Here is a 22,369-nt window from a genome sequence, read left to right on the forward strand (position 1 = left end):
CTCAACTCCGCTGCTGCGACGCGGTGATGACCTGCGCGCCTTCATCCAGGCCGGAAATGATCTCGGTCAGTTCGCCGTCGGTCGAGCCGATCTTGACGTTGACCGGATGCGGCCGCCCATTCTCCAGCACGTAGAGCGTGCGCGAGCCGTCCGTGGGCGGCGTCGCTGCCTGGCGCTGGCGATTGCCGCCAGGCCGGCCCATGCGGCCGGTGAACAGGTCGCTCAGGCTCCAGCCACGTGCCGCCTGCTGCGCCGGACGATAGCGGAAGGCGCCGGCGGGCACGGTGAGCACATCCTTGGCCTGCCTCGTGACGACCGAAACCGTCGCAGTCATGCCGGGCCGCAGCAAAAGCTCATTGTTGTCGACCTCGAGCCGCGCATTGTAGGTGACGACGCCGTCTGTCGTGACCGAGGCATAGGAGATGTCGCGGATCTCGGCATCGAACGGCCGCTCCGGGAAGGCGTCGACGGTGAAGCGGGCATGCTGGCCGGTCTTGACCGCGCCGATATCGGCCTCGTCGACCGCCGCCACCAGTTCCATGTTCCTCAAATCGGCGGCGATGATGAACAGCACCGGCGCCTGGAGCGAGGAGGCGACCGTCTGGCCGGGATCGACCGAGCGCGTCAGCACGATGCCGTCGATCGGCGCATATATGGTGCTGTTGGCGAGGTCGGTCTGCTGCGACTTCAGATCGGCATTGGCGATGGCGAGATTGGCCTGGGCGCTGTCGAGCGCCGCCCTGGAGCGGTCGCGCGTCGCGGTCGCCGCCTCGAGCGATTGATCGGTCGCCATGCCGCGCTTGGTCAGGGCCGCCGCGCGCACAGCGTGCTTTCGTTCTCGGCGAGCGTGACGGTGGCGTCCTCGACCTTGGCGGCCGCCGCCTTGGCGGACGCCTGCGCCCGCTCGATCTGGACTTCGAGCTTGGCGGTGTCGAGTGCCGCCAGCACGTCGCCCTTCTTCACCTGCTGGTTCTCTTCGACCGAGACCGAGTGTATGATGCCGGAGAGCTGGCTGGAAATATCGACCTGGGTGAGCGGCTGCAGCGTGCCGGTCGCCGATACCTGGATGGTCAGGTCGGCCTTGGCGGCCGGCACGGTGGTGTAATCGACGCTGGCCGGCGTGCCGGCATACCACTGATAGAGGCCAAGCCCGGCGGCAAGCACGATCAGGGTCAGCAGCGCATAGAGCCAGCCACGACGGCGCGTCTTGCGCAGACCTTTTTGGTCAAGCCCGAGCGCCGTTTCGATGGCGGAATCCGATTCCGTCTTTGGCAGATTGACAATCTGGTCCACGCTGGACCCCTATGATGCGAGATGTCCCTATCGGTGCACAGATCAGGCCTGATGGTTCAAATATCAAATTAAATTTCGCTCATGTTGGGATTGAGGCAGGAATGCAAACCCGGAATTACTTGCTTTACGATGTGTTTACGACCGAGCGACTGGCCGGCAACCCGCTGGCTGTCGTGTTGGACAGCAAGGGATTGGACACGGCCGCGATGCAAGCCATCGCGCGCGAGTTCAACCTGTCCGAATCTGTCTTTGTGTTGCCGCCGGACAACCCAAAGCACCGGAATCGCATCCGCATCTTCACGCCCGACTATGAAATGCCGTTCGCCGGCCACCCGACGGTGGGTTCGGCGATCGCGCTGGCGGAACTCGCGGATGAGGACGCCGGCATCTTCGTGCTGGAAGAAAACATCGGTCCGGTGCGCTGCGCCGTCAGCAGGCATGACGGCGCCATCTTCGCCGAGTTCGACCTGGCGAAATTGCCGGAGCCGTTGAAGCTCGATGCCGATCCGGAAGCGATCGGTGCCGCGCTTGGCCTGGCGCCGCACGAGATCGGCTTCGAGAATCACCGCGTTTCCTTCTGGTCGGCGGGCGTGCCCTACGTGACCATCCCGGTCGCCAATCTCGAGGCGGCGGGCCGGATCCGGCTGGACAACCAGGCGTGGTCGGAACTGGCGCCGCGCAAGAGCGACTGGGCCTTCGCCAGTCCCTATGTCTATTGCCGCGAGACGGTGAACCATGAAAGCGCGTTCCATGTCCGCATGATCGTGCCCGGCACGCCTTCCTATGAGGATCCCGCGACCGGCTCGGCGGCCGCCGCCTTCGCCGGCGCCATCATGCATTTCGACGGGCCGACGGACGGCATTTCGCGGCTGTGGATCGAGCAGGGCCTGGAGATGGGCCGGCCGTCGCGCATCCGCCTCGAACTGACCGTGCAAGGCGGAAAACTGGCCTCGGCGCGCATCGGCGGCAACGCGATCAAGGTTGCGGAAGGCAGGCTGTTCGTCTGATTGTATCCAGGCTTGGTCGATTTGTCGGGAAATGATTCCGGCAGGGCTGGACAGGACCGGCATCGGCGGCTATATGCCCGCCAACGCCGGTTTTTGCCGGCCGAGTGGGTGCGTAGCTCAGTTGGTAGAGCAGCTGACTCTTAATCAGCGGGTCCACAGTTCAATCCTGTGCGCACCCACCAAATTCCTAGAAGAGTTGGTGGAAAGACCCTAAAAGCGGGACGCGTTTGACGCGTCTCGGGCCAAGTGCCTGAATGCGATTCTTCAACCAGCAACGATATTTGACGGTAGAGCGGTTCATCGAAACGCCGAACCGCTCTACCTCTTTGTTTTTACGCAATTCCGAACGGAAAACCGTTTCACACTTTCCCTGGAATTGCTCCAACGGCGATTTAGCTGCGGCGAAAATGCGGCTTAGAAATCTGCCGAACCGGAGGGTGAAGCTACTTCTCCGAAACGCCAGCCTCGGCAAAGCTCGCCATCCTGGCATGGCATTCCAGCGCCGAGCGGACGATGTTGACGGCGAGGCAGGCGCCGGAGCCTTCGCCTAGCCGCATGCCGAGATCGAGCAGCGGCGGCAGGCCGAGCGCTTCGAGGAGGCCGCGATGGCCCGATTCGGCCGAAACATGCGCTGCTATGGTGTGGGCGAGGCCGGTCGGATGCAGCTTGGCCAGCGGGGCGGCGGCGGCGGTGCAGACGAAGCCGTCGAGCAGCACGGGTATGCTGAGATGACGGGCGGCGAGGGTTGCGCCGAAGATGGCGGCGAGTTCGCGCCCGCCAAGGTTGGCGGCGACTTTCAACGGGTCGGAAAGAGTATCGGCATGACGTTTCAGGCCGGCTTCGATGGCGACCACCTTGCGCTTCAAGCCGGCGTCGTCGACGCCGGTGCCGCGCCCGGTCCATTTTTCCGCGCCACCGCCGAACAGGGCGGCTGAGATGGCGGCCGCCGGCGTGGTGTTGCCGATGCCCATTTCGCCGAAGCAGACGAGGTCGAGGTCCTTCGTTACCGCGTCATGGCCGGTCGACACGGCGGCGAGGAACGCCTTGTCGTCCATCGCCGGGCCTTGCGTGAAATCGCCCGTGGGATGATCGAGATCGAGCGGGATGACGTCCAGTTCGGCGCCGGCGATGCGGGCGAGCTGGTTGATGGCGGCGCCGCCGCCGGCGAAATTCGCCACCATCTGCACGGTGACTTCCGAGGGATAGGCAGACACGCCTTGCGCGGTGACGCCGTGATTGCCGGCGAAGACAAAGACTTTCACCCGGTCGAGTTTCGGCATGTCGCGGCCCTGCCATCGCGCCAGCCACACGGCCGTGGCTTCCAGCCGGCCAAGGCTGCCTTGCGGCTTGGTCAGCGTGTCCTGGCGGCGGGCGACCGCATTTGCGGCGGCGTCGCTGCCGGCCGGCAGGTTCGCGCAAGCGGCGCGCAGTTCATCGAGTGATTTGAAGGACATGGGGGCAAAGGCTCCAAAAGAGAATCAGACCAAAGGGAATCAGAAAAGAGCTACGGAAGCGACGAGCAGCACGGCGATTTCGCTCACTTGCTGCAAGGCGCCGATCGTGTCGCCGGTCTGGCCGGCGATCTGGTTGAGGCAGAGGGCCCGGAACGCGGCAAACAGCAGGCCGAGCAGGATGAGCGCGAAAATAGCGCCGCCGAGCCCGAGCAAGAGGAGCGGTATCGCGCCGAGCACGGCGCCTGCCAAGGCGGTTTCGAGCGAGACTGCACCGGCGTCGGCGGACAGGCCCTCGGACCGCGCCGACGGCAAGAGATGCATGAAGGCGCCCAGCACGCCACGCGAGGCGGCGTGCGCGGCCACCAGGGCGAAGAGGGCCTGCGTGGGATCGACGAATTCCGAAAGCACGTTCCAGCGGATCAACAGCGACAGGGCGAGCGCCACCGCGCCATAGGCGCCGATGCGGCTGTCGCGCATGATCTCGAGTTTGCGGCCGCGCGAACTGCCGCCGCCAAAGCCGTCGGCGACATCGGACAATCCATCCTCATGCAGGCAGCCGGTGATGAGCAGGGTTGCGGCCAGGGCAAGTGCCGCCGCCGGACCCATGGCAAGGCCGAACCGTTCCGCCGTGGCAAAGACGATCGCGCCGATCAGGCCGACGACGAGGCCGGCGACCGGCGCGGCCCAGATGGCGGCGGCGAGGCCGCGGCCGCGAAAGTCGAAAACTGGCAGCGGCAGCCTGGTGAAGAAGACCAGACAAAGTGCGATGTCGCTGGGGAACTGCCTGGGAGAGAAAGTGATTTTCGGGAGCTTCATGCGCTAGCCCTAGCAATGGCGTGGAAGAAAGTGCCGCTGACATGGCCGCGCCGATAGCCTGAGGCACCGATCGGATTGCCCTGGCCATCGGCGAGGTCGGCCAAGGGCTCGTCATTGCCGGCAGCAAGCATCTGCGCATAGTGGAATTCGTGGCCTCGGATCAACGCGCCGCCGGAGCCTAGCGGGCAGTCGGCGCGCAGCCGCGCTTCGCGATAGCCGAGGTTCATCTTGCGCCTGGCGAAGCTGGTGGAATGGCCGAGCAGGCCGAGCATCCCGTGCGTTTCGCCAGACGCGTCCTCCAGCGCTTCGCCCAGCACCATGAAGCCACCGCACTCGCCATGGATGGGCTTCGTCGCGGCGAATTTTGTCATGCCGGCTTTGAAAGTCGCCGCCGCCGCAAGGCGGCCGGCGTGGAGCTCTGGATAACCGCCGGGCAGCCAGCAGACATCGCAATCCTGCGCCGGTGCCTCGTCTGCAAGTGGCGAGAACGGGACGATCTCAGCGCCGGCCCTGCGCCAGTAGGCGGCGACATGCGGGTAGAGGAAGGTGAAGGCTGCATCCTCGGCCAGCGCGATGCGCTGCCCCGGCGGCCGCAGCGCATCGTCGAAGCCGCCGGGCGCCGGGGCGAGGGGTGTCGCCAGCGCCATCACGGCATCGAGGTCGAGCGATTTTTCGGCCATGTCGGCGAGCCGGTCGAGATGCGCCATCAGGTCATCATATTCGCCCGCCTGGACGAGGCCGAGGTGGCGCTCGGGCAGGTTGAGCGTGGGATCGCGCAGGATGGCGCCGACGACCGGCAGGCCGATCGCCTCGATGGCGTCGCCGGACAGCCGGCGGTGGCGCTCGCTGCCCAGCCGGTTGAGCACGACACCGGCCATGCGCACATCCGGATCGTAGGTGGCAAAACCCTTGGCGACGGCCGCCGCCGTGGTCGACTGGCCGGAGACGTCCAGCACCAGCAGCACCGGCAGGCCGTAGAGCCGGGCGAGATCGGCGGCCGAACCGCTGCGTCCCGGCGCGGCCGGAATGCCGTCGAACAGGCCCATGGCGCTTTCGAGGATGACGAAATCGGCGTCGTCGGCCGCTTGTGCCGCGAGCGCATTGAGCAGCGACGGCGGCATCGCCCAGCTGTCGAGGTTGACGCCGGACAGACCGGTGGCGGCGGTGTGGAAGCCGGGATCGATGTAATCGGGGCCGGATTTGGCGCCGCGCACTTTCAGGCCGCGCCGGGTGAGTGCGCGCAAAATACCGATGGTGACGCTGGTCTTGCCCGAGCCGGAGCGCGGCGCGCCGATGATGATCGCGCGAGCGGTCATGCCCCGCCCGCCAGTGCCGCGCGCATGGCGACGATGCCGCCGACGACGATCAGCGCCGGCGCGGCCAATCCGGCTGCTGCCGCTTCTTCGGCGATGGTCGCCAGCGTGGCGACGACGGTTCGTTCCTGCGGCGTCGTCGCGGCGACGATCACCGCCGCCGGCGTCGATGGCGCGAGCCCGCCGTCGAGCAATGCCGCGGCGATCAGGGGTAGATTCGCCATGCCCATGTAGACGACGACAGGCTGGCCGGTGCGGGCGACCGCCGCCCAGTCGATGTCGTCATCGGTGCCGGCGGCATGGCCGGTGGCCAGGATCACCGCCTTGTTGATGCCGCGCATGGTGGCCGGGATGCCGGTTGCGGCCAGCGCGCTGAGGCCCGATGTCAGGCCGGGCAACACACGGAACGGGATATTTTCGCGCGCCAGCGCCAGGGCTTCTTCGCCGCCACGGCCGAAAATATAGGGATCGCCGCCCTTCAGCCGGACGACGCGGCGGTCTTCGCGCGCCAGCCGCACCAGCAGAGCGGTGATGTCGTCCTGCTTCATCGACGGTTTTCCGCCGCGCTTGCCGGCGTAGAACAGCTCGGCCGCCGACGCCACCGCCACGACATCGGGCGAGACCAGCGCGTCGTAGACCAGCGCATCCGCCTCGGCCAAGGCCGCCAGCACTTCCAGCGTCAGGCAGCCTGGATCGCCCGGACCGGCGCCTGCCAGCCAGACATGGCCTGGATCGAGCCGGCGCGGCTTGAAGTTCAGCCGGGACAAGGCTTGTTCGAGCGTGGCGTTCTTGCCAGTGTTTTTGGTGCTGGCGCTCACAATCCGTCCCGTCCGCGAAAACGCCGCTGGTAGTGGGCGTCGTACAATGAACTCTCGCCAAAGCCCTCCGCCGCCAGAGAACGGCCGACGAAGATGATCGCGGTGCGTTCCATCGGATCGGCGGCGAGCAGCCCCTCGATCGTTTCCAGCGTTCCGGTCAGCACGCGCTCGTCCGGCCAGGAGGCGCGGAAGACGATCGCCACCGGGCAGTCGCCGCCATAGTGCGGCCTGAGCTCGGCGACGACGCGGTCGATGGCATGGATGGCCAGGTGAATGGCGAGCGTGGCACCGGTGCGGCCGAAGCCGGCCAGCGTTTCGCCGGGCGGCATTTTTGAGGCGCGGCCGGAGATTCGGGTCAGCACCAGGCTTTGCGCGACTTCGGGGATGGTCAGTTCGCGGCGCAGCGCTGCGGCCGCCGCGGCGAAGGAGGGGACGCCCGGCGTCAGCGTATAGGGGATGCCATGCTTCTCCAGCCGGCGGATCTGCTCGGCGACCGCACTCCATACTGACAAATCGCCGGAATGCAGGCGGGCGACATCATGGCCGGCTCCGTGGGCGTCGAGATACGCGGCCTCGATCTCGTCGAGCGACATCGGCGCGGTGTCGATCAGCTTCGTCCCCGGCGTGCAGTGCTGCAACAGTTCGGGCGCGACGATCGAACCGGCATGCAGGCAGACCGGGCAGCTTGCCAGGAGCCTGGCGCCGCGCAGCGTGATGAGATCGGCGGCACCCGGACCGGCACCGATGAAATGCACGGTCATGACACGTCTCCGCCGATGGCGATGGCGCAAGTGACGGGGCCGAGCACCGTGCGGGGACCGAGCAGCCTGGCGCCTTTGCCGGCGACGGCAAGGGCGGCTGCCTCGGAGACCGATGGCGTGCCGGCCAGATCCTGCGAGAGACCGGAATGGCTGAGCATGTCCGGCAAGGCGGCCTGAAGTGCTGCGTCATCGGCGATGATGAGGGGAAGGCGCAGCGCCCGGCCAGCGGCAGAGATCGCTTCCTCGTCCTTCTTGAGTGTTGCGGTGGCCAGTGCGGAAAGAGCCGTCATTGCCAGTCCATGCGCTTCGAGCGCGGTTTCTATCGCCGCCAGCACGTCCTCGACGCTCACGTCCTTTCGGCTGCCTATGCCCGCGACCATCATGGCTTCACCCAGCTCCATTGCGTGACCGGCATGGCCGGCCGCCATGCCTGCATCGAGCCGACCGGCGACGCGCGGGATATATTTATCCTGATAAGGTCGCCGCCAAGCGAGACATGGCGCGCGAGAAGCAGGGCTTCCATCTCCAGCGTCACCGCATTGGCAATCAGGCGGCCGCCGGAACGCAGCGCCTTGACGGCGGCGTTCAACACGCCTGTGTCGCTGCCGCCGCCGCCGATGAAGATCGCATCCGGCGTATCCAGCTTCGTGAGCGCCTTGGGCGCGCTGCCCTCCACCACGAAAAGGCCCGGAACGCCGCAAGCGGCGGCGTTGCGGCCGATGCGGGCGGCGCGGATCGGGTCGGCTTCGATGGCAATGGCGCGCATCGAAGGATGGGCCAGCATCCATTCGATGCCGATGGAACCGGAGCCGGCGCCGATATCCCACAGCAATTCGCCGCGCCTCGGCGCCAGCGCCGACAGCGTGACGGCGCGGATCTCGCGCTTGGTGATCTGGCCGTCATGGTCGAACAGATGATCGGCAAGGCCAACCGTGAGCGGCAGGATGCGGGCATCCGGGCCAGAATCAACTTCGATGGCCAGCACATTGAGCGGATTGATGTTTTTGAGATCGAAGGCATCGGCGCGAACCGAGCGCAGGTTCTCCTCCGGCCCGCCCAGCGCCTCCAGAACCGTCAGCCGCGAGGCGCCGAAATCGAGTTCGACGAGCAGGCGGGCGATCGCCGCCGGTGCTTCGGCATCCGAGGTCAGCGCCAGGATGCGAGCGTTCGGCTGCAGCAACGGCCGGATCAGGTCGAGCGGCCGGCCATGCAGCGACACGGTTTCGATGTCCTGCAGCGCCCAGCCGAGGCGCGCGGCGGCCAGCGATATGGCCGACGGCGCGGGAATGACGTGCATTTCCCGCGGCTTGACCTTGCGGGCAAGCGTGGCGCCGACGCCGTGAAAGAACGGATCGCCGGAGGCGAGCACGCAGACGCGCCTGCCGGCAAGCGCCAGCACGTCAGCCATCCCGGCATCGAAAGGCACCGGCCAGGGGCGGGGCTCGCCCTTGGCGAAGGAAGCGACCAGCGCCAGGTGCCGCTTGCCGCCGAAGAGGATCTCCGCCTGGGCGATCCGCTGCTTGGCCTCGTCGCCGAGACCCGCTAAACCGTCCTCGCCGATGCCGATGATGGTGAGCCATTTTTGGTTGATCTTGGCGCCGCGCGGACCCTTAGCAGGCATGATGACCCACCGCATTCTGATCCTCGGCGGAACCACCGAAGCCCGGCAACTGGCGAGCAAACTGGCGGCGCGCGCCTCGGTCACGCTGTCGCTGGCCGGGCGCACCGAAAGCCCGGTCGCGCAAGGCGTGCCGGTGCGGAGCGGCGGTTTTGGCGGCGCCGACGGCCTCGCCGCTTATCTGCGAGATGGGCTTATCGACCTGCTGATCGATGCCACGCACCCCTATGCGGCGCGGATTTCCGCCAATGCGGCGCACGCCGCGCGCCTGGCCGGCGTGCCGATTTTTGCCCTGCGGCGGCCCGGCTGGGTGCCAGTCGAAGGCGACCGCTGGACGCAGGTCGATACAGCAGGCGATGCCGCGCAGGCGCTCGGGGCGGCGCCGCGCCGCGTCTTGCTGGCGCTCGGCCGGCAAGAGGTCGCCGCCTTCGAAGCGGCGCCCCAGCACCACTATCTCATTCGCAGCGTCGATCCCGTCGAGCCGAAGCTGGCGGTACCGGATGCGACCTATCTGCTGGCCCGAGGGCCGTTTCGGGAAGTGGAAGAACGTGCGCTGCTCGAAAAGCATCGCATCGACGCCGTCGTGTCGAAGAACAGCGGCGGCGAGGCGACCTACGGCAAGATCGCCGCGGCGCGGGCGCTCGGCATCGAGGTGGTCATGATCCGCAGACCCCTTCTGCCCGATGTTCCCTCGGCCGAAACCGTCGAAGCGCTTGCCGCCGTCGTCGATCGATTTTGGGTCGATCATTTTCTCTGACCCGTGGACGAGCGTGGCGTGTAGACCAGCGCCGGCTTCTCACCGCGCTTGATGATCCTGGTTTCCGGCGAGCCGATGATGATGCAGGTCGCCATGTCGGCCTTCTCGGCCTCGACGTCGGCCAACAGGTGGACCTCGATGCGTTCGTCCGGGCGGCCGGCGGCGCGGCCGAAGATGACTGGCGTGGTGCCGGGCAGGATGGCGGCAAGGCATTCGAAGGCGCGGCCAAGCTGCCACGGCCGTGCCTTGCTGATCGGGTTGTAGAGCGCGATGACGAAGCCGGCGCCGGCCGCCGCCAGCAGGCGCAGTTCGATCAACTCCCATGGCTTCAGATTGTCGGACAGCGAGATGGCGCAGAAATCATGGCCGAGCGGCGCGCCGATGCGGGCGGCGACAGCCAGCATGGCGGTGATGCCAGGCACGACGGCGACATCGACCGCGCGCCATTCGGCCGGACCGGCCTCGATCGCTTCGCAGACGGCGGCCGCCATGGCGAAGACGCCGGGATCGCCGCCGGAAACCACCGCGACATCATGGCCCTCGGCGGCCTTTGCCAGTGCATCCTTGGAGCGGGCGAGTTCCTCGCGGTTGTCGGAGGCGACGCGGGTCTGGTCCGGGCGCAATTCCAGCCGGTCGAGATAGGGCTTGTAGCCATAGAAGAATCTCGCTTCCGCCACGGCGCGGCTGGCCTCGGGCGTCACCTGATCGGCATTTCCCGGCCCAAGCCCGATGACGGTGACGCGGCCGCTCATGCCTGCGCTCCCGAGATGCCGGGCCGGCCGGACCAGCCGGCGACGAGCACGATGGCGAAGTAGGGCGCCTTGTCGTCCTGCTTGTCGGCAAGCTTCATCGAGACGCTGCCGGTCATGGTGCCGCGCTCGACATAGACAGCGCGCGTCAGCTTGCCGGTGGCTTCCAGCGCCCGCCGGATCTTGGGCAGGTTGCGGCCGACCTTCATGATCACGGCGGCATCGGTGTCGGCAAGCCGGCGCGTCAGCTCGAACTCGCTCATCGTGCCCGGCAGAACCGTCAGCACGTCGTCGCCCTGGACGATCGGCAGGCCGGTGGCCGACCAGCAACCGGACATGGCGGTGACGCCCGGAATGACCTCGGTCGGGAAACGATGCGCCAGGCGTACATGCAGATGCATGTAGGAGCCGTAGAAAAGTGGATCGCCCTCGGACAGCACCGCAACCATCTTGCCTGCCTGGAGGTGCTTGGCGACTGCCTCGGCGGATTCCTCGTAGAAACCGGTGATCTGCGCGCGGTAGTCGTCGTGATCCTTGTCGATTTCCGTGGTCACGGGATAAAGCAGCGGCAGTTCCACCATGCCCGGGCGGAACTGTGCTTCGACGATGGCGCGCGCGTTGCTGTTGTTGCCGCGCTTGGCGAAATACGCCACGACATCGGCCTCGGCCAACGCGCGGACGGCTTTGAGCGTTAGCAATTCCGGGTCGCCGGGACCGGTGCCGACGCCGACGAGACGACCCCGTGGAATGGCTTCGTGGTGCGCGTTCACAGGCCGGGCCTCGCCAGGGAATTGAGTGCTGCGGCGGTCATGGCGCTGCCGCCAAGCCGGCCACCCACGATGGCGTAGGGTACGCCGTAGGAATTCTGCGCCAGCGCGTCCTTGGATTCGGCGGCGCCGACGAAGCCGACCGGCATGCCGATTATGGCTGCCGGCTTCGGCGCGCCGTCGCGCAGTTTTTCCAGCAGATAAAACAGCGCGGTCGGCGCATTGCCGATGGCAACCACCGAACCGGCCATGCGCTCGCCCCACAAATCGATCGCGGCGGCGGAGCGGGTGTTGCCGACCGCCTTGGCGATTTCGTGCGTGCGCGGGTCGCGCAGCGTGCAGATCACCTCGTTGCCGGCCGGCAGGCGGGCGCGGGTGACGCCATGCGAGACCATTTCGGCATCGCAGAAGATCGCCGCGCCCGCCGCCAAGGCGGCGCGCGCGGCGGCGACGAAATCGCTGGAGAACACGAAATGCCTGGCGGCTTCGACCTGGCCGCAGGCATGGATCATGCGGATCGCGACATCGGCCTCGGCTTCCGAAAAGCGCGTGAGATCGGCCTCGGCACGAATGATGGCGAAGGAGCGTTCGTAGATCGCCGTGCCGTCGTGGATATAGTCGTAGGCGGCCATGCTCATTCCTGTCGGTAAGCCTCGGCGATGCCGGCCGTGCCAAGCCTTGTCAGGCAAGCGGCGGCGGTTTCGCCGTGATGTCGTGCGCTGCGGATCACTGCCGCGACGCGGCTGATGCCGCGCGCGGCGTCATAGCCCGGCCTGTAGCCGGCAGGAAGGGCCTTTGCCGTCGCGTTCACGACAAGTCCGGCTCCGTTTTCGCCGCCGACTATGGTGAGGGCCGCCGGGCCGGGGTGGGCGCAACCCTTGGCGCAGCCGGAAATGTGCAGCGTGAAGTCGAGAATGTCGGCGTTTTCAGCAGCGATGGCCTCGGCGATGTCGCGCGTTGCGATCCGGCCGGAAGCGCAGGCCGGCGCGCCGGGGCAAGCAGCGATGCGCGTGCGCGGGTCGGCTGGGTCGGTGACAAAGCCGAGGGTGGCCGCGGTGTCCTGGAGGGAGGGGTTGGCGGCAGCCGGCTGGCCGAGGAAAAGCAGAGCGCGGCCTGGCGCGAGGCGGATTTCGGTTGTGCCGAGGCTCGAGGCTTGCGTGGCAAGTTCGACCAGTTTTTGCGCCGGCATGCTGCCATAGGGCAGGGCGATGCCGAGGGCGTGGCCGTCGTTCAGGTCGAAGAGGCCGATTGATGGGCGATCGCGCTCTATGGCGCCCCCCTCTGTCCTGCCGGACATCTCCCCCACGAGGGGGGAGATTGGCAGTTCCGGCGCCGGCTCTCCCTCGACAGCCCTGGAATTTAGCGAAAGCGGGCGTGAATGAGCAATCTTCCCCCTTGTGGGGGAGATGTCCGGCAGGACAGAGGGGGGCGTGACAGAATGCCAGCCTGCGAGAGAGGCCAACTGTCGATCCGATAAATCCCTTGCATGGCCTTCGCGGCCTTTTTCGGCAACCATTCTCAGTGCAGCGACGGCTATGTCTCTCGCGGCATCCGCATCGACCTTTGCCAATACCTTCGCGTTTCGGCTGTCGCCGGCAACCGATATGCTCCAAACGATGTCGTTGCCGGCGCGCGTTGCGACAAGCCGCACATCGGCCGTCACCGCATCCATCGGCAGTTGTCCGCCGCCGTCCACCACGACCGAAACCTTCGGCCCGAGCCGTTGCGTCAGCCCAGCCTCTTCAACCGCCGCCCTGATCCGCTCCGCCAGCGGCCGGGGATCGGCGATCTCCTGCGGGTCGATGCCCGCCAGTGGCCCGGTCTCGACAGGCACGCCGGTGCGCACCGCGATGCCCAGCGCATCGATCTCCGTCGCCAGCAGTGCCGCGCTTTCCGCCGTCAGGCCGCGTATCTGGAGGCTGCCGCGCGCGGTCACTTCCATGATGCCGTTGCCGTGCCGCAGGGCGGATTCGGCCAAACCGATCAAAAGCTTCGGCGACAATCCTCCAGCGACGGGATTGAGCCGCACCAGCAGGCCGTCGCCGGTCTGCATGGGAGCGGACAGGGCTGGGCAGGCGCCGCGGCGCGAGAAGGCGTTCATGCCGCCACTCCCTCGGCCTCGGCAATCAACGCTGAGAGGTCGTCGTCGATCGAATTGCGCAAGGGATGCCAGAGGCCGCGCCGCCGCGCCGACTGGAACCGTTCGGCGATGACTTTCGCCGCTGCCGGGTTTTCACGAAGGAGGAAGGCGCGAACCAAGGGATTGCCGACATAGGCATCATGCACGGCCTCGATCAGCGCGCCGGAAATGGCGTGCGTGGTTTCGGCGAAACCGACAAGCCGGTCGACGGTTTCGGCGAATTCGGAGGCGCCGCGCGGACCGTGCCGCATCTGGCCCGATATGAAGCGGGCATTGACGGCGCGCCCGCGCACGACGCGGGCCACAGCTTCGCCAACCGAACGCGGCTTCGGTTTCCGCGGGTCCGTGGTGTCGAGCACGATGACGTCGGCGTTCCGGCCGAGTGCCGCAAGGGCGGCCGAAAAACCGCCGATAAAGGCGACGTCGGCGGAGCCTTCCAGGATGTCGCGGCCGGGGTCGTCGCCGGTATGGACGAGCAGATCGGCCTCGGCGATGCGGCCCTCGAAGGCGCCGGGCGCCGAGACGCCTTCGCCCGCCGCGCCGCCATAGGCATGCGAGGTGGCATCGAGATAGGCGCGGCCGATTTCCTCGCGCGCCGTCCAGTCGCCGCCCGACAAGAGGTCTTCGATGCCGGCCCCGTAGGTGCCGGGCGAGGTGCCGAAGATGCGCGGGCTGACCTTGCCGTCGGCCCGTGCCTTGGCCGCCAGCGGGTTTTCCGCTTCCTCCTCGTCGCGGGTGGCAACCGCGTTGGCGGCGGCGTCGATCAGCGCGATCTGGGTCGGGAACATGTCGCGGAACAGGCCCGATATGCGCCAGGTGACGTCGACGCGCGGGCGGCCGAGCGCGGCCGGCGGCAGCACCTCGATGCCGGTGATGCGGCCCGTCGCGGCATCCCATTTCGGCCGGCAGCCCATCAGTGACAGGCCTTGCGCGATCTCCTCGCCGCCGGTGCGCAGCGAAGCCGAGCCCCAAAGATCGATAACCAGCGAGCGCGGCCAGTCGCCATGCGACTGCATGTAGCCGCGCACCACTTCTTCCGCCGCCGCTCGGCCCAGATCGTAGGCGGTCGGCGTCGGCATGGTGCGCGGATCCGACGTGAACAGATTGCGGCCAGTGGGAAGCACATCGGAGCGGCCACGCGCCGGCGCGCCGGCCGGCCCGGCCTTGACATGGCGGCCGTCGAGCGCCGCGAGCAGCGCCGTCTTTTCCGCCTCCGCGCTTTGCCGGCGCATGGCGTCGGGCTCGTCCTCCGGGGCGCGGCCATAGATGTGCAAGCCGTCCTTGATGGCGAAATCCTTGAGGTCGCAGAGCCAGGCGTCGATGCGGCGCAGCGCTTCGTCAGGCGCGTCGGTCCTGGCGACGCCGGCTTCGGAAGCAAGTCCGGTCTTTTGCGCGGTTTCGACGATCAGCCTGGCCAGGCGGTCGCGCCGGCGGCGGTCGAGCCCGTCGGCCTGGGCATATTCGTCCACCAGCCGCTCAAGCTTGTGCTGGTCCTCGTCCAGCCCGGCGCCGGTCAGCGGCGGCGGCAAATGGCCAAGCGTGACGGCGGCGATGCGCCGCTTGGCTTGCGCCGCTTCGCCAGGGTTGGAGACGATGAAGGGATAGATGACGGGCAGCGGACCGGTGACGATCTCGGGAAAACAGTTTTCCGAGAGCGCGACCGTCTTGCCCGGCAGCCATTCCAGCGTGCCGTGCGCGCCGACATGGACGAGCGCATGGACGCCGAGCGAGTTGCGCAGCCACAGACCAAAGGCGATCAACGCATGGCGCGGCGGCAGCGTCGGGTCATGGTAGTCGGCGCGGCGATCGGCCGAGCGGCCGCGATCGGGTGCCAGTGCCACGGTGACGTTGCCGAAGGTGGCGGCGCGGAAGGGGAAGTGCTTTTCGCTTGATGGTTTGTGCGAGGCGCCCCCCTCTGTCCTGCCGGACATCTCCCCCTCCAGGGGGGAGATTTCTCCAATCTCCAAGGTTGCGGGGAGTGAGCCAACAGCGACACAGCCAATCTCCCCACCCGTGGGGGAGATGTCCGGCAGGACAGAGGGGGGCGCCTCGCGCAAACCTGTCTCGTCTTCCGCTTTTCCCCACGCCACCTCGACGGCAGCCATTGCCTCAGCCGGCAAGTCTTTTGAGAACTCGAGATAATCCTCCAGCCTCAGCCCGCTGTCGCCCCGCTCCAGCAAGTCCAGCAACCCACGCGGCGTCTCCGGGATCCCCTCAACGGCATAGCCCTGTCCCTTGAGATCATGCAGCATCGCCAGAACACTCGACGGCACATCCAGCCCGACGGCATAGCCGGTGCGACCGGGAGCGCTCGGATAATCCGGGATCAGGATAGCCAGCTTGCGCTCGGCGCGAGGCGTCTCCTGCAACCGGATGAACGCCGCGACACGCTCCGTGACTTGCGCGACGCGATCCGGTTCCGGCCGGTTGGCGAAGGCGCGATGGCCAAGCGCAGGATCGGTCTCACTTTCGCCCTTGAAGGAAATGGCGCCGGCGAGGATGCGCCCGTCCAGTTCGGGCAGCACGACGTGCATGGCGAGGTCGGCGGGCGCCAGGCCGCGCTGGTTATTTTCCCAGACGTCGCGGCGCGTGGTGGCGACGATGACCTGGAAGACGGGCACGCCGGCGCGGTCGAACAGGGTTTCGACGCCCGGCTCGGCGCCGGATGCAAAGGCGGTCGCGGTGATGATGGCGGCGGGTTTCAACTGGGCAATCGCGGCCTCGACAAAGGCGAGTGACGCTGGGTCTTTGAGGCTGGAGACGAAGATCGGCACGGGAACCATGCCGCGCTGGCGCAGCGCATCAAAAAGCGAATCGATCGGTGCGACATCGGCGGCCAGCAGCATCGACCGGTAGAACAGGATGGGGATGACCTTTCCCTCCCCCTCGAGGGGAGGGTGGCCCGCAGGGCCGGGTGGGGTCGGTGCGACCGGACGTGGCGCTTCTTGATGCCGCCGCGCCTCAGAGCGTTGGCGCGCAGTGGAGAGGACCCCACCCCCGGCCTGCGGCCGGACCCTCCCCTCGAGGGGGACGACGCCGTGGTTCGGCTCATAGTAACCCGCCTTGGGCACGCTCACCGGCTCGGCAAGCTCGCCATCCTGCCCCGCCAACCGCGCCAATCTCCGCACCAGCGCGCTCATGTTGGCCGGGCCGCCCTCACGGAAATAGGCGAGCAGGCCGTCGAGTTCTTCGCGCGGCAGCGTCGAGGCTTCGATCAGGCGCAAATCCTCGTCGTGGCTCTCGCCGGGTAGCAGCGCCAGTTTTATGCCGCGTTCGCGGGCGATCGAGGCGAGCTGGTCGCAGCCGTAGCGCCACCAGTCGTAGCCGCCGAGGATGCGCACCAGGATGATCTTGGCGTGGCGGGCGACGCTGTCGACCCAGAGGTCGACGGACATTGGATGGCGCAGGTCACGCAGTGCCGCCAGCCGCATCGAAGGCAGGCGATCCGCGTCGGCCTTCCACGCCGCCGCCAGTCCGGCGAGATCGCTGTCGGTGAAGGACAAGGCCACTATGTCCGCCGGCGTCTGCCGCAGATCGACCGGCTCGGCGAGATCGTCGAGCGAGGCGGAGGTCGTGGTGAGGATATGCATCGCGGCCCGTGCTTTGCGTCAGCCGGCGAGTATACGTTCGATCGCCGGGCGGTTCAGCCCCTTCAGGCCGATGACGACGAGGCGCGAGCGGCGATCATCCTGCGCCGTCCAGGCGCGGTCATAGTAATGGTTGACGCGCGGCCCGACGGCCTGCAGCAGCAACCGCATCGGCTTGCCGCCGACCTCGACGAAACCTTTTACGCGCAGCACGTTCTCTTCCTCGGCGGCGGTGGCGACGCGTTTTGCCAGCTCGTCCGGATCGGCGATCGAGGCAATGTCGACAATGAACGTGTCGAAGTCGTCGTGCTCATGGTCGAATGCGCCGTCATGATGGGACTTGCGGTTCTCGATGTCGTCCTCGACGGCGAGACCGAGCCCGAGCAGTACGGAGGGATCGACCTTGCCCTGCGAAACCGGCACGATCTTCACGGCGCGGGCGGAGTGCTCGTTGATGATGGCATTGGCGCGGGCAGAACCGGCCTTATCCATCAGGTCGCTCTTCGACAGGATGATGAGGTCGGCGCAGGCGATCTGGTCCTCGAACACTTCCTCGACCGGGTCGTCATGATCGAGCGTCTCATCCTTGACGCGCTGCGCCTGAAGGGCGTCCATGTCGTTGGCGACACGGCCTTCGGCCAGCGCCGGTCCGTCGACCACGGCAATGACGCCGTCGACAGTCACGCGGCTCTTCACCGTTGGCCATTGAAAAGCCTGGACCAGTGGCTTGGGCAGGGCGAGGCCGGAGGTCTCGATCAGGATATGGTCGACCTTCGGCGTCAGTGACAGGATCCGGTCGAGCGCCGGCACGAAATCGTCGGCGACGGTGCAGCAGATGCAGCCATTGGCCAGTTCGACGATGTTTTCCTCCGGGCAAGTGTCGATGCCGCAGCCCTTCAGGATCTCGCCGTCGATGCCGATATCGCCGAATTCGTTGACGATGATGGCCAGCCGCTTGCCGCCGGCGTTTTCCAGGAGATGGCGGATCAGCGTCGTCTTGCCGGCGCCGAGAAAGCCGGTGACGACGGTGCAGGGAACGCGGGAGAAATTGGCGGCGGAAACTGGGACGGTCATGTCTGGTCCTTCAGCATGTCGAGGGGAGGGATGCGGGCGACGAGGCCGCGCTTGAGGCTATCGGGACGGCCGCGCCATGGGATGAGGCCGTCCGTGGAGGTGGCGAATAGTTTTGCGCCGGTGACGAGATCGGCGCCGCTGGTCGCGGTCAGGTCGCCGAAGACATAACTCCAGCAGCCGTCGCGCAGGATCGCGGCGCTGAGCCGGCGCTTGCAATTGCCGAGGCATTCGACGGTACGGATGCGGATAGTGTCACTGGCTGCAGCCTGGCGCGCATCTTCGGCCAAACGTTCGCCGGCACGGGGATGGGCGTCGGAGCCGGTTTCGTCGCGGCAGGAGGCGCAGACGATCACCGTCACGCCGGTCAAGGCATCGCCATGACCTGACCTGATATCCGTTGTCTCAGCCGGAAAGCCGCTGTCGTGTCCCAAATCTGGCTCCTTGCCCGGAAAACCCGCCAGGCGATCGGATTCTTGTATCTCAGACGGCAGGTCTCCTGGCTCGCGGGTCATCGCCTTGGGTAGCCGCCTTCCCGGGAACATCCCAGTGGCTTTCGGCCTTGGCTCTTCGCTTACAGTTGCGGGGACAGCCGCGGATTTGGGATTTTGTCCCGCACCGCATTCCCTCTTGGCTCCTCCCTTTGAAGAGAAGAGACCGTCTGACCGGATTTAGGCTTGTCGGGACAGCTGTGTCAACGCACGTCTACGACGCGGCAATGTCGGCGAGGGGCTGTCCGAGGTCGCCGGCCGGCGTCACTTCGATGCCTTCGAGCCCGAGCCAGCCTTGCATCTGCTTCAGTTCCTCGAACAGTTCGGCGGCAGTCTTGGCCGGCGCGCCGGGCTCGGCATAGGCGGCGTGGACGCGCAGCACGCTGGCCGGCCGGTCTGCCTTGAGGTCGACACGCGCCACGATCCTGTCGCCGAGCAGGAACGGCAGGACGTAATAACCATACTGGCGCTTTTCGGCCGGCGTGTAGATCTCGATGCGATAGTGGAAATCGAACAGCCGCTCGGAGCGCGACCGTTCGAAGACGACCGGATCGAACGGCGCCAGCAAGGCGCGGGCTTCGATCTTGCGCGGCAGGCGAGCGTCCTTGTGGAGATAGGCCGGCTTGTCCCAGCCCTCGACGCGCACCGGCAGCAATTCGCCTGTTTCAACCAGTTCCTCCAGCCGGCCTTTCATGTCGGCGGGAGACAGCCGGAAATAATCGCGCAGGTCGCCGGACGTTGCCACGCCGTGGGCGCGGGCGGAGATGCGCAGCAATTCGCGGTGCGCGTCCTCGGCGGCAGGCACCGGCAGGTCGAGGATCGCCTGCGGCAGCACGCGCTCGGGGAGATCGTAGAAGCGCTCGAAACCGCGGCGGTGCGCCGTGGTGATGCGCCCGGCCCAGAACAGCCATTCGAACGCATGCTTGGCATGGCTCCAGCCCCACCAGCCGCCCGAGCCCTTCTGGCCTTCCAGCGCCGAGGCGGCGATCGGCCCGCGCTCGGCGACCTCGCGGTAGATCTCTTCGATATAGGCGGCGTGCTCGCGGCCCCATTTGGCGAGGCCCAGGTACATTTCATCGCCGCGTTCGGCGCGCTCCATGCGCCAGCGCATCAGCGGGTATGTCTGGACCGGCAGGAAGGAGGCCTCGTGCGCCCAATATTCGAACACCGTGCGCTTGCGCGTCACCGCGGCGTTGTCGAGCAAAGCAAAGGGGTAGGCGCCAAGGCGCGAATAGAGCGGCATATAATGAGCGCGCACCACCGCGCTGACGGAATCGATCTGCAGCAGGCCGGTGCGGGAAAGCACGCGGGCGAAGTGGCGGCGGTCGGGCGTTCCGGCAGGGCGGGGATCGGTGAACCCTTGAGCGGCGAGCGCGATGCGCCGGGCCGTGGCAAGCGAGATTTTTTCCTTCATCCTTAGGCGACTCTGATGGGGTTGGAGCGGGGCAGGGCTGTGATTCCGCGGGATGCTAGCAGGGTTTTGGCGGCATATATGTCAGGAGAGAAAAGTGGAGTAAAAAGCGAAGGAAATCAAACAGGAGCGGATCGGACCAGTTTTCCTCGATATGCCATCCAGCACCGTGTTTTGAACAAGGTTTGACTTGCTTCGCTGGAAGTGCTGCGCTAACCCTCGCCGCGTTGCAGCATAGGCCCTTAAAACGGTTCAGCGGTTAAACTGTCACGCTTCCGCATTAAGGTCCGGTGCTGTAATCAAAATGGATTGGCGCCAACGGAAAGCCGCAGCATGAACGCACTGTTGAGTTCGTACTTGCCCATCGTCCTGTTCATCGGCGTGGCGCTGGTTGTCGGCCTGGCGCTGCTGGCCGCGCCTTTCCTGGTGGCGTACCGCAACCCCGATCCCGAGAAGCTTTCCGCCTATGAATGCGGCTTCAACTCGTTCGACGACGCCCGCATGAAATTCGACATCCGTTTCTACCTGGTGTCGATCCTGTTCATCATCTTCGACCTGGAAGTGGCCTTCCTGTTCCCGTGGGCGGTGTCTTTCTCGAAGATCGGCATGCTGGGTTTCTGGTCGATGATGGTGTTTTTGGCGGTGCTGACCATCGGCTTTGCCTATGAATGGAAAAAAGGAGCGCTCGAATGGGATTGAGCGACAGTTCCGGCACGCTTGTCGCGCCGAAGCCAAAGGGTCTGATCGATCCCAATACCGGCAGGCCGGTTGGGTCCGACGATCCGTTCTTCCTCGAGATCAATAACGAACTCGCGGACAAGGGTTTTCTGGTCACCTCGACCGAAGCGCTGATCACCTGGGCGCGCAGCGGCTCGCTGATGTTCATGACGTTCGGCCTTGCGTGCTGCGCGGTCGAGATGATCCACACCTCGATGCCGCGCTACGACTCGGAGCGGTTCGGCGTCGCTCCGCGCGCGTCTCCGCGCCAGTCCGACATCATGATCGTCGCCGGCACGCTGACCAACAAGATGGCGCCGGCGCTGCGCAAGGTCTACGACCAGATGCCGGAGCCGCGCTACGTCATCTCGATGGGTTCCTGCGCCAATGGCGGCGGCTACTACCACTATTCCTATTCGGTGGTGCGCGGCTGCGACCGCGTCGTGCCGGTCGACATCTATGTGCCAGGCTGCCCGCCGAGCGCCGAAGCGCTGCTCTACGGCATTCTCCTCCTGCAGAAAAAGATCCGCCGCACCGGCACGATCGAACGGTAAATTCATGGCCGCATCCCTGAGCGAATTGTCGACCTATCTCGGCGAGAAACTGATTGGCCGCGTCAGTGACGCTGATATCGCCTATGGCGAACTGACTATCCATGTCGAGCCACGCGATCTGGTCGAAGTGGTGACCTTCCTGCGCGACGATGCACGCTGCCAGTTCATCTCGATCATCGATGTTTGCGGCGCCGACTATCCGTCGCGGGCCAAGCGCTTCGACGTCGTCTATCATTTGTTGTCGCCGAAGCAGAATGTGCGCATCCGGGTCAAGGTGCAGGCCGACGAGGAGACGATGGTGCCGTCGATCACCGGGGTGTTCCCCGGCGCCGATTGGTTCGAGCGCGAGACCTACGATCTCTACGGCGTGCTGTTCTCGGGCCATCCGGATCTGCGCCGCCTGCTGACCGATTATGGTTTCGAAGGCCATCCGCTGCGCAAGGATTTCCCGCTGACCGGCTTTGTCGAAGTGCGCTACGACGACGAGGCCAAGCGCGTCATCTACGAGCCTGTCGAGCTCAAGCAGGAATTCCGCAATTTTGATTTTCTTTCCCCATGGGAAGGCACCGACTACGTGCTGCCCGGGGATGAGAAAGCGAAACAGTGAGTAGGGAAGTAGTCAGTAGTCAGTAGGAGAAGAATTGGAGCAACGGATCGAATCCTATCGGGACTTGAAAGTGTGGCAATCGGCAATGACGCTTGCTGAAGATTGTTACCGTCACACCAAGGAATTTCCGAAGGAAGAGATCTACGGCATGACCTCTCAGATGCGCCGATCGGCGGTTTCGATCGCAGCGAATGTCGCAGAGGGATACGGTCGGGAAAACAGAGGGTCGTTCGTTCAATTTTTGCGCATGGCGCAAGGCTCGTTGAAGGAACTGGAAACACACATACTGTTGGCATGCCGGGTTGGCTTGCTGCGAAAAGAATGAGATTGAACTGCTGCTGCGATGCGAAGAGATTGGAAAAATGACGAGATCTCTTATCGAACAGTGCAGGCCAAGCAGGCGGAATGAAGCAGGCATTGAGATTGATGATCACTACT

The 22,369-nt window shown here is 66.1% G+C and carries 20 protein-coding genes, 1 tRNA gene, 2 pseudogenes and 1 riboswitch; of the genes and pseudogenes, 7 read left to right on the forward strand and 16 right to left on the reverse strand.

The features are described 5' to 3' along the window. Position 1: 1 nt before the first annotated feature. A pseudogene (locus tag NKI49_RS12820) lies at positions 2 to 1,293 on the reverse strand (efflux RND transporter periplasmic adaptor subunit). 101 nt (positions 1,294 to 1,394) lie between these two features. Here NKI49_RS12820 and NKI49_RS12825 point away from each other — a divergent pair. Together NKI49_RS12825 and NKI49_RS12830 are read left to right on the forward strand one after the other, a co-directional pair. Beyond that, entirely contained in the window at positions 1,395 to 2,300 is a 906-nt protein-coding gene (locus NKI49_RS12825; protein ID WP_352597869.1) for a PhzF family phenazine biosynthesis protein, read from the forward strand. Between the two features lie 106 nt (positions 2,301 to 2,406). Beyond that, positions 2,407 to 2,482, forward strand: a tRNA-Lys gene (locus tag NKI49_RS12830). A 261-nt stretch (positions 2,483 to 2,743) separates the two neighbouring features. Here NKI49_RS12830 and cobT read toward each other — a convergent pair. The 7 genes from cobT to cbiE are packed head-to-tail and all read right to left on the reverse strand — an operon-like array spanning position 2,744 to position 9,083. Continuing rightward, positions 2,744 to 3,754 (reverse strand): nicotinate-nucleotide--dimethylbenzimidazole phosphoribosyltransferase, encoded by a 1,011-nt coding sequence (gene cobT / locus NKI49_RS12835; protein WP_352597870.1) that lies wholly within the window; start codon positions 3,752 to 3,754, stop codon positions 2,744 to 2,746. Between the two features lie 39 nt (positions 3,755 to 3,793). Further along, entirely contained in the window at positions 3,794 to 4,570 is a 777-nt protein-coding gene (locus NKI49_RS12840; RefSeq protein ID WP_352597871.1) for an adenosylcobinamide-GDP ribazoletransferase, read from the reverse strand. Beyond that, complete coding sequence (locus NKI49_RS12845) at positions 4,567 to 5,886, reverse strand: cobyrinic acid a,c-diamide synthase CobB (RefSeq protein ID WP_352597872.1); 1,320 nt, start codon at positions 5,884 to 5,886, stop codon at positions 4,567 to 4,569. Before NKI49_RS12845 ends, NKI49_RS12840 begins: the two co-directional genes overlap by 4 nt. Beyond that, positions 5,883 to 6,701 carry a uroporphyrinogen-III C-methyltransferase gene (cobA, locus tag NKI49_RS12850; protein ID WP_352597873.1) on the reverse strand — a complete coding sequence of 273 codons (819 nt, stop codon included), beginning with the start codon at positions 6,699 to 6,701 and terminating at the stop codon, positions 5,883 to 5,885. The genes NKI49_RS12845 and cobA overlap by 4 nt, the downstream gene beginning before the upstream one ends. Next, positions 6,698 to 7,462 carry a precorrin-4 C(11)-methyltransferase gene (cobM, locus tag NKI49_RS12855; RefSeq protein ID WP_352597874.1) on the reverse strand — a complete coding sequence of 255 codons (765 nt, stop codon included), beginning with the start codon at positions 7,460 to 7,462 and terminating at the stop codon, positions 6,698 to 6,700. The genes cobA and cobM overlap by 4 nt, the downstream gene beginning before the upstream one ends. Then, a complete protein-coding gene (locus NKI49_RS12860; RefSeq protein WP_352597875.1) occupies positions 7,459 to 7,845 on the reverse strand; it encodes a cobalamin biosynthesis protein in 387 nt (128 codons plus the stop codon). Before NKI49_RS12860 ends, cobM begins: the two co-directional genes overlap by 4 nt. Then, positions 7,842 to 9,083: a precorrin-6y C5,15-methyltransferase (decarboxylating) subunit CbiE gene (gene cbiE, locus NKI49_RS12865; RefSeq protein WP_352597876.1), complete on the reverse strand. Its 1,242-nt coding sequence runs from the start codon at positions 9,081 to 9,083 to the stop codon at positions 7,842 to 7,844. The genes NKI49_RS12860 and cbiE overlap by 4 nt, the downstream gene beginning before the upstream one ends. 1 nt (position 9,084) lies before the next feature. Here cbiE and NKI49_RS12870 point away from each other — a divergent pair, with 1 nt between their 5' ends. Then, positions 9,085 to 9,837, forward strand: coding sequence for a cobalt-precorrin-6A reductase (locus NKI49_RS12870; protein ID WP_352597877.1), 753 nt, complete (start codon positions 9,085 to 9,087; stop codon positions 9,835 to 9,837). Here NKI49_RS12870 and NKI49_RS12875 read toward each other — a convergent pair. From NKI49_RS12875 to NKI49_RS12910, 8 genes are all read right to left on the reverse strand, one after another. Continuing rightward, positions 9,825 to 10,589, reverse strand: coding sequence for a precorrin-3B C(17)-methyltransferase (locus NKI49_RS12875; protein WP_352597878.1), 765 nt, complete (start codon positions 10,587 to 10,589; stop codon positions 9,825 to 9,827). The genes NKI49_RS12870 and NKI49_RS12875 overlap by 13 nt on opposite strands. After that, positions 10,586 to 11,356: a precorrin-2 C(20)-methyltransferase gene (locus NKI49_RS12880; protein ID WP_352597879.1), complete on the reverse strand. Its 771-nt coding sequence runs from the start codon at positions 11,354 to 11,356 to the stop codon at positions 10,586 to 10,588. The genes NKI49_RS12875 and NKI49_RS12880 overlap by 4 nt, the downstream gene beginning before the upstream one ends. Next, a complete protein-coding gene (locus NKI49_RS12885) occupies positions 11,353 to 11,985 on the reverse strand; it encodes a precorrin-8X methylmutase (RefSeq protein WP_352597880.1) in 633 nt (210 codons plus the stop codon). Before NKI49_RS12885 ends, NKI49_RS12880 begins: the two co-directional genes overlap by 4 nt. A gap of 2 nt (positions 11,986 to 11,987) precedes the next feature. Further along, positions 11,988 to 13,454, reverse strand: a complete 1,467-nt coding sequence (gene cobG / locus NKI49_RS12890) for a precorrin-3B synthase (protein ID WP_502899432.1) — start codon at positions 13,452 to 13,454, stop codon at positions 11,988 to 11,990. Next, entirely contained in the window at positions 13,451 to 17,083 is a 3,633-nt protein-coding gene (locus tag NKI49_RS12895; RefSeq protein WP_352597881.1) for a cobaltochelatase subunit CobN, read from the reverse strand. Before NKI49_RS12895 ends, cobG begins: the two co-directional genes overlap by 4 nt. 18 nt (positions 17,084 to 17,101) lie before the next feature. Next, complete coding sequence (gene cobW / locus NKI49_RS12900) at positions 17,102 to 18,154, reverse strand: cobalamin biosynthesis protein CobW (RefSeq protein WP_352597882.1); 1,053 nt, start codon at positions 18,152 to 18,154, stop codon at positions 17,102 to 17,104. Continuing rightward, positions 18,151 to 18,585 carry a DUF1636 family protein gene (locus tag NKI49_RS12905; protein WP_352597883.1) on the reverse strand — a complete coding sequence of 145 codons (435 nt, stop codon included), beginning with the start codon at positions 18,583 to 18,585 and terminating at the stop codon, positions 18,151 to 18,153. Before NKI49_RS12905 ends, cobW begins: the two co-directional genes overlap by 4 nt. A gap of 38 nt (positions 18,586 to 18,623) precedes the next feature. Then, a riboswitch (cobalamin riboswitch) is annotated at positions 18,624 to 18,828 on the reverse strand. Positions 18,829 to 18,856: 28 nt separating this feature from the next. Next, positions 18,857 to 20,056: a winged helix-turn-helix domain-containing protein gene (locus NKI49_RS12910; RefSeq protein ID WP_352597884.1), complete on the reverse strand. Its 1,200-nt coding sequence runs from the start codon at positions 20,054 to 20,056 to the stop codon at positions 18,857 to 18,859. Between the two features lie 330 nt (positions 20,057 to 20,386). Here NKI49_RS12910 and NKI49_RS12915 point away from each other — a divergent pair, with 330 nt between their 5' ends. The 4 genes and pseudogenes from NKI49_RS12915 to NKI49_RS12930 form a co-directional block, all read left to right on the forward strand. Next, entirely contained in the window at positions 20,387 to 20,752 is a 366-nt protein-coding gene (locus NKI49_RS12915; protein WP_010910112.1) for an NADH-quinone oxidoreductase subunit A, read from the forward strand. After that, positions 20,743 to 21,324 carry a NuoB/complex I 20 kDa subunit family protein gene (locus NKI49_RS12920; protein ID WP_027025969.1) on the forward strand — a complete coding sequence of 194 codons (582 nt, stop codon included), beginning with the start codon at positions 20,743 to 20,745 and terminating at the stop codon, positions 21,322 to 21,324. Before NKI49_RS12915 ends, NKI49_RS12920 begins: the two co-directional genes overlap by 10 nt. A 4-nt stretch (positions 21,325 to 21,328) precedes the next feature. Next, complete coding sequence (locus tag NKI49_RS12925) at positions 21,329 to 21,931, forward strand: NADH-quinone oxidoreductase subunit C (RefSeq protein WP_352597885.1); 603 nt, start codon at positions 21,329 to 21,331, stop codon at positions 21,929 to 21,931. Between the two features lie 85 nt (positions 21,932 to 22,016). Continuing rightward, a pseudogene (locus NKI49_RS12930) lies at positions 22,017 to 22,317 on the forward strand (four helix bundle protein); the annotation flags it as partial. Positions 22,318 to 22,369 lie beyond the last annotated feature (52 nt).

Origin of the sequence: Mesorhizobium sp. M0587, from assembly GCF_040320945.1 — a bacterium.
Taxonomy (GTDB): Bacteria; Pseudomonadota; Alphaproteobacteria; order Rhizobiales; family Rhizobiaceae; genus Mesorhizobium.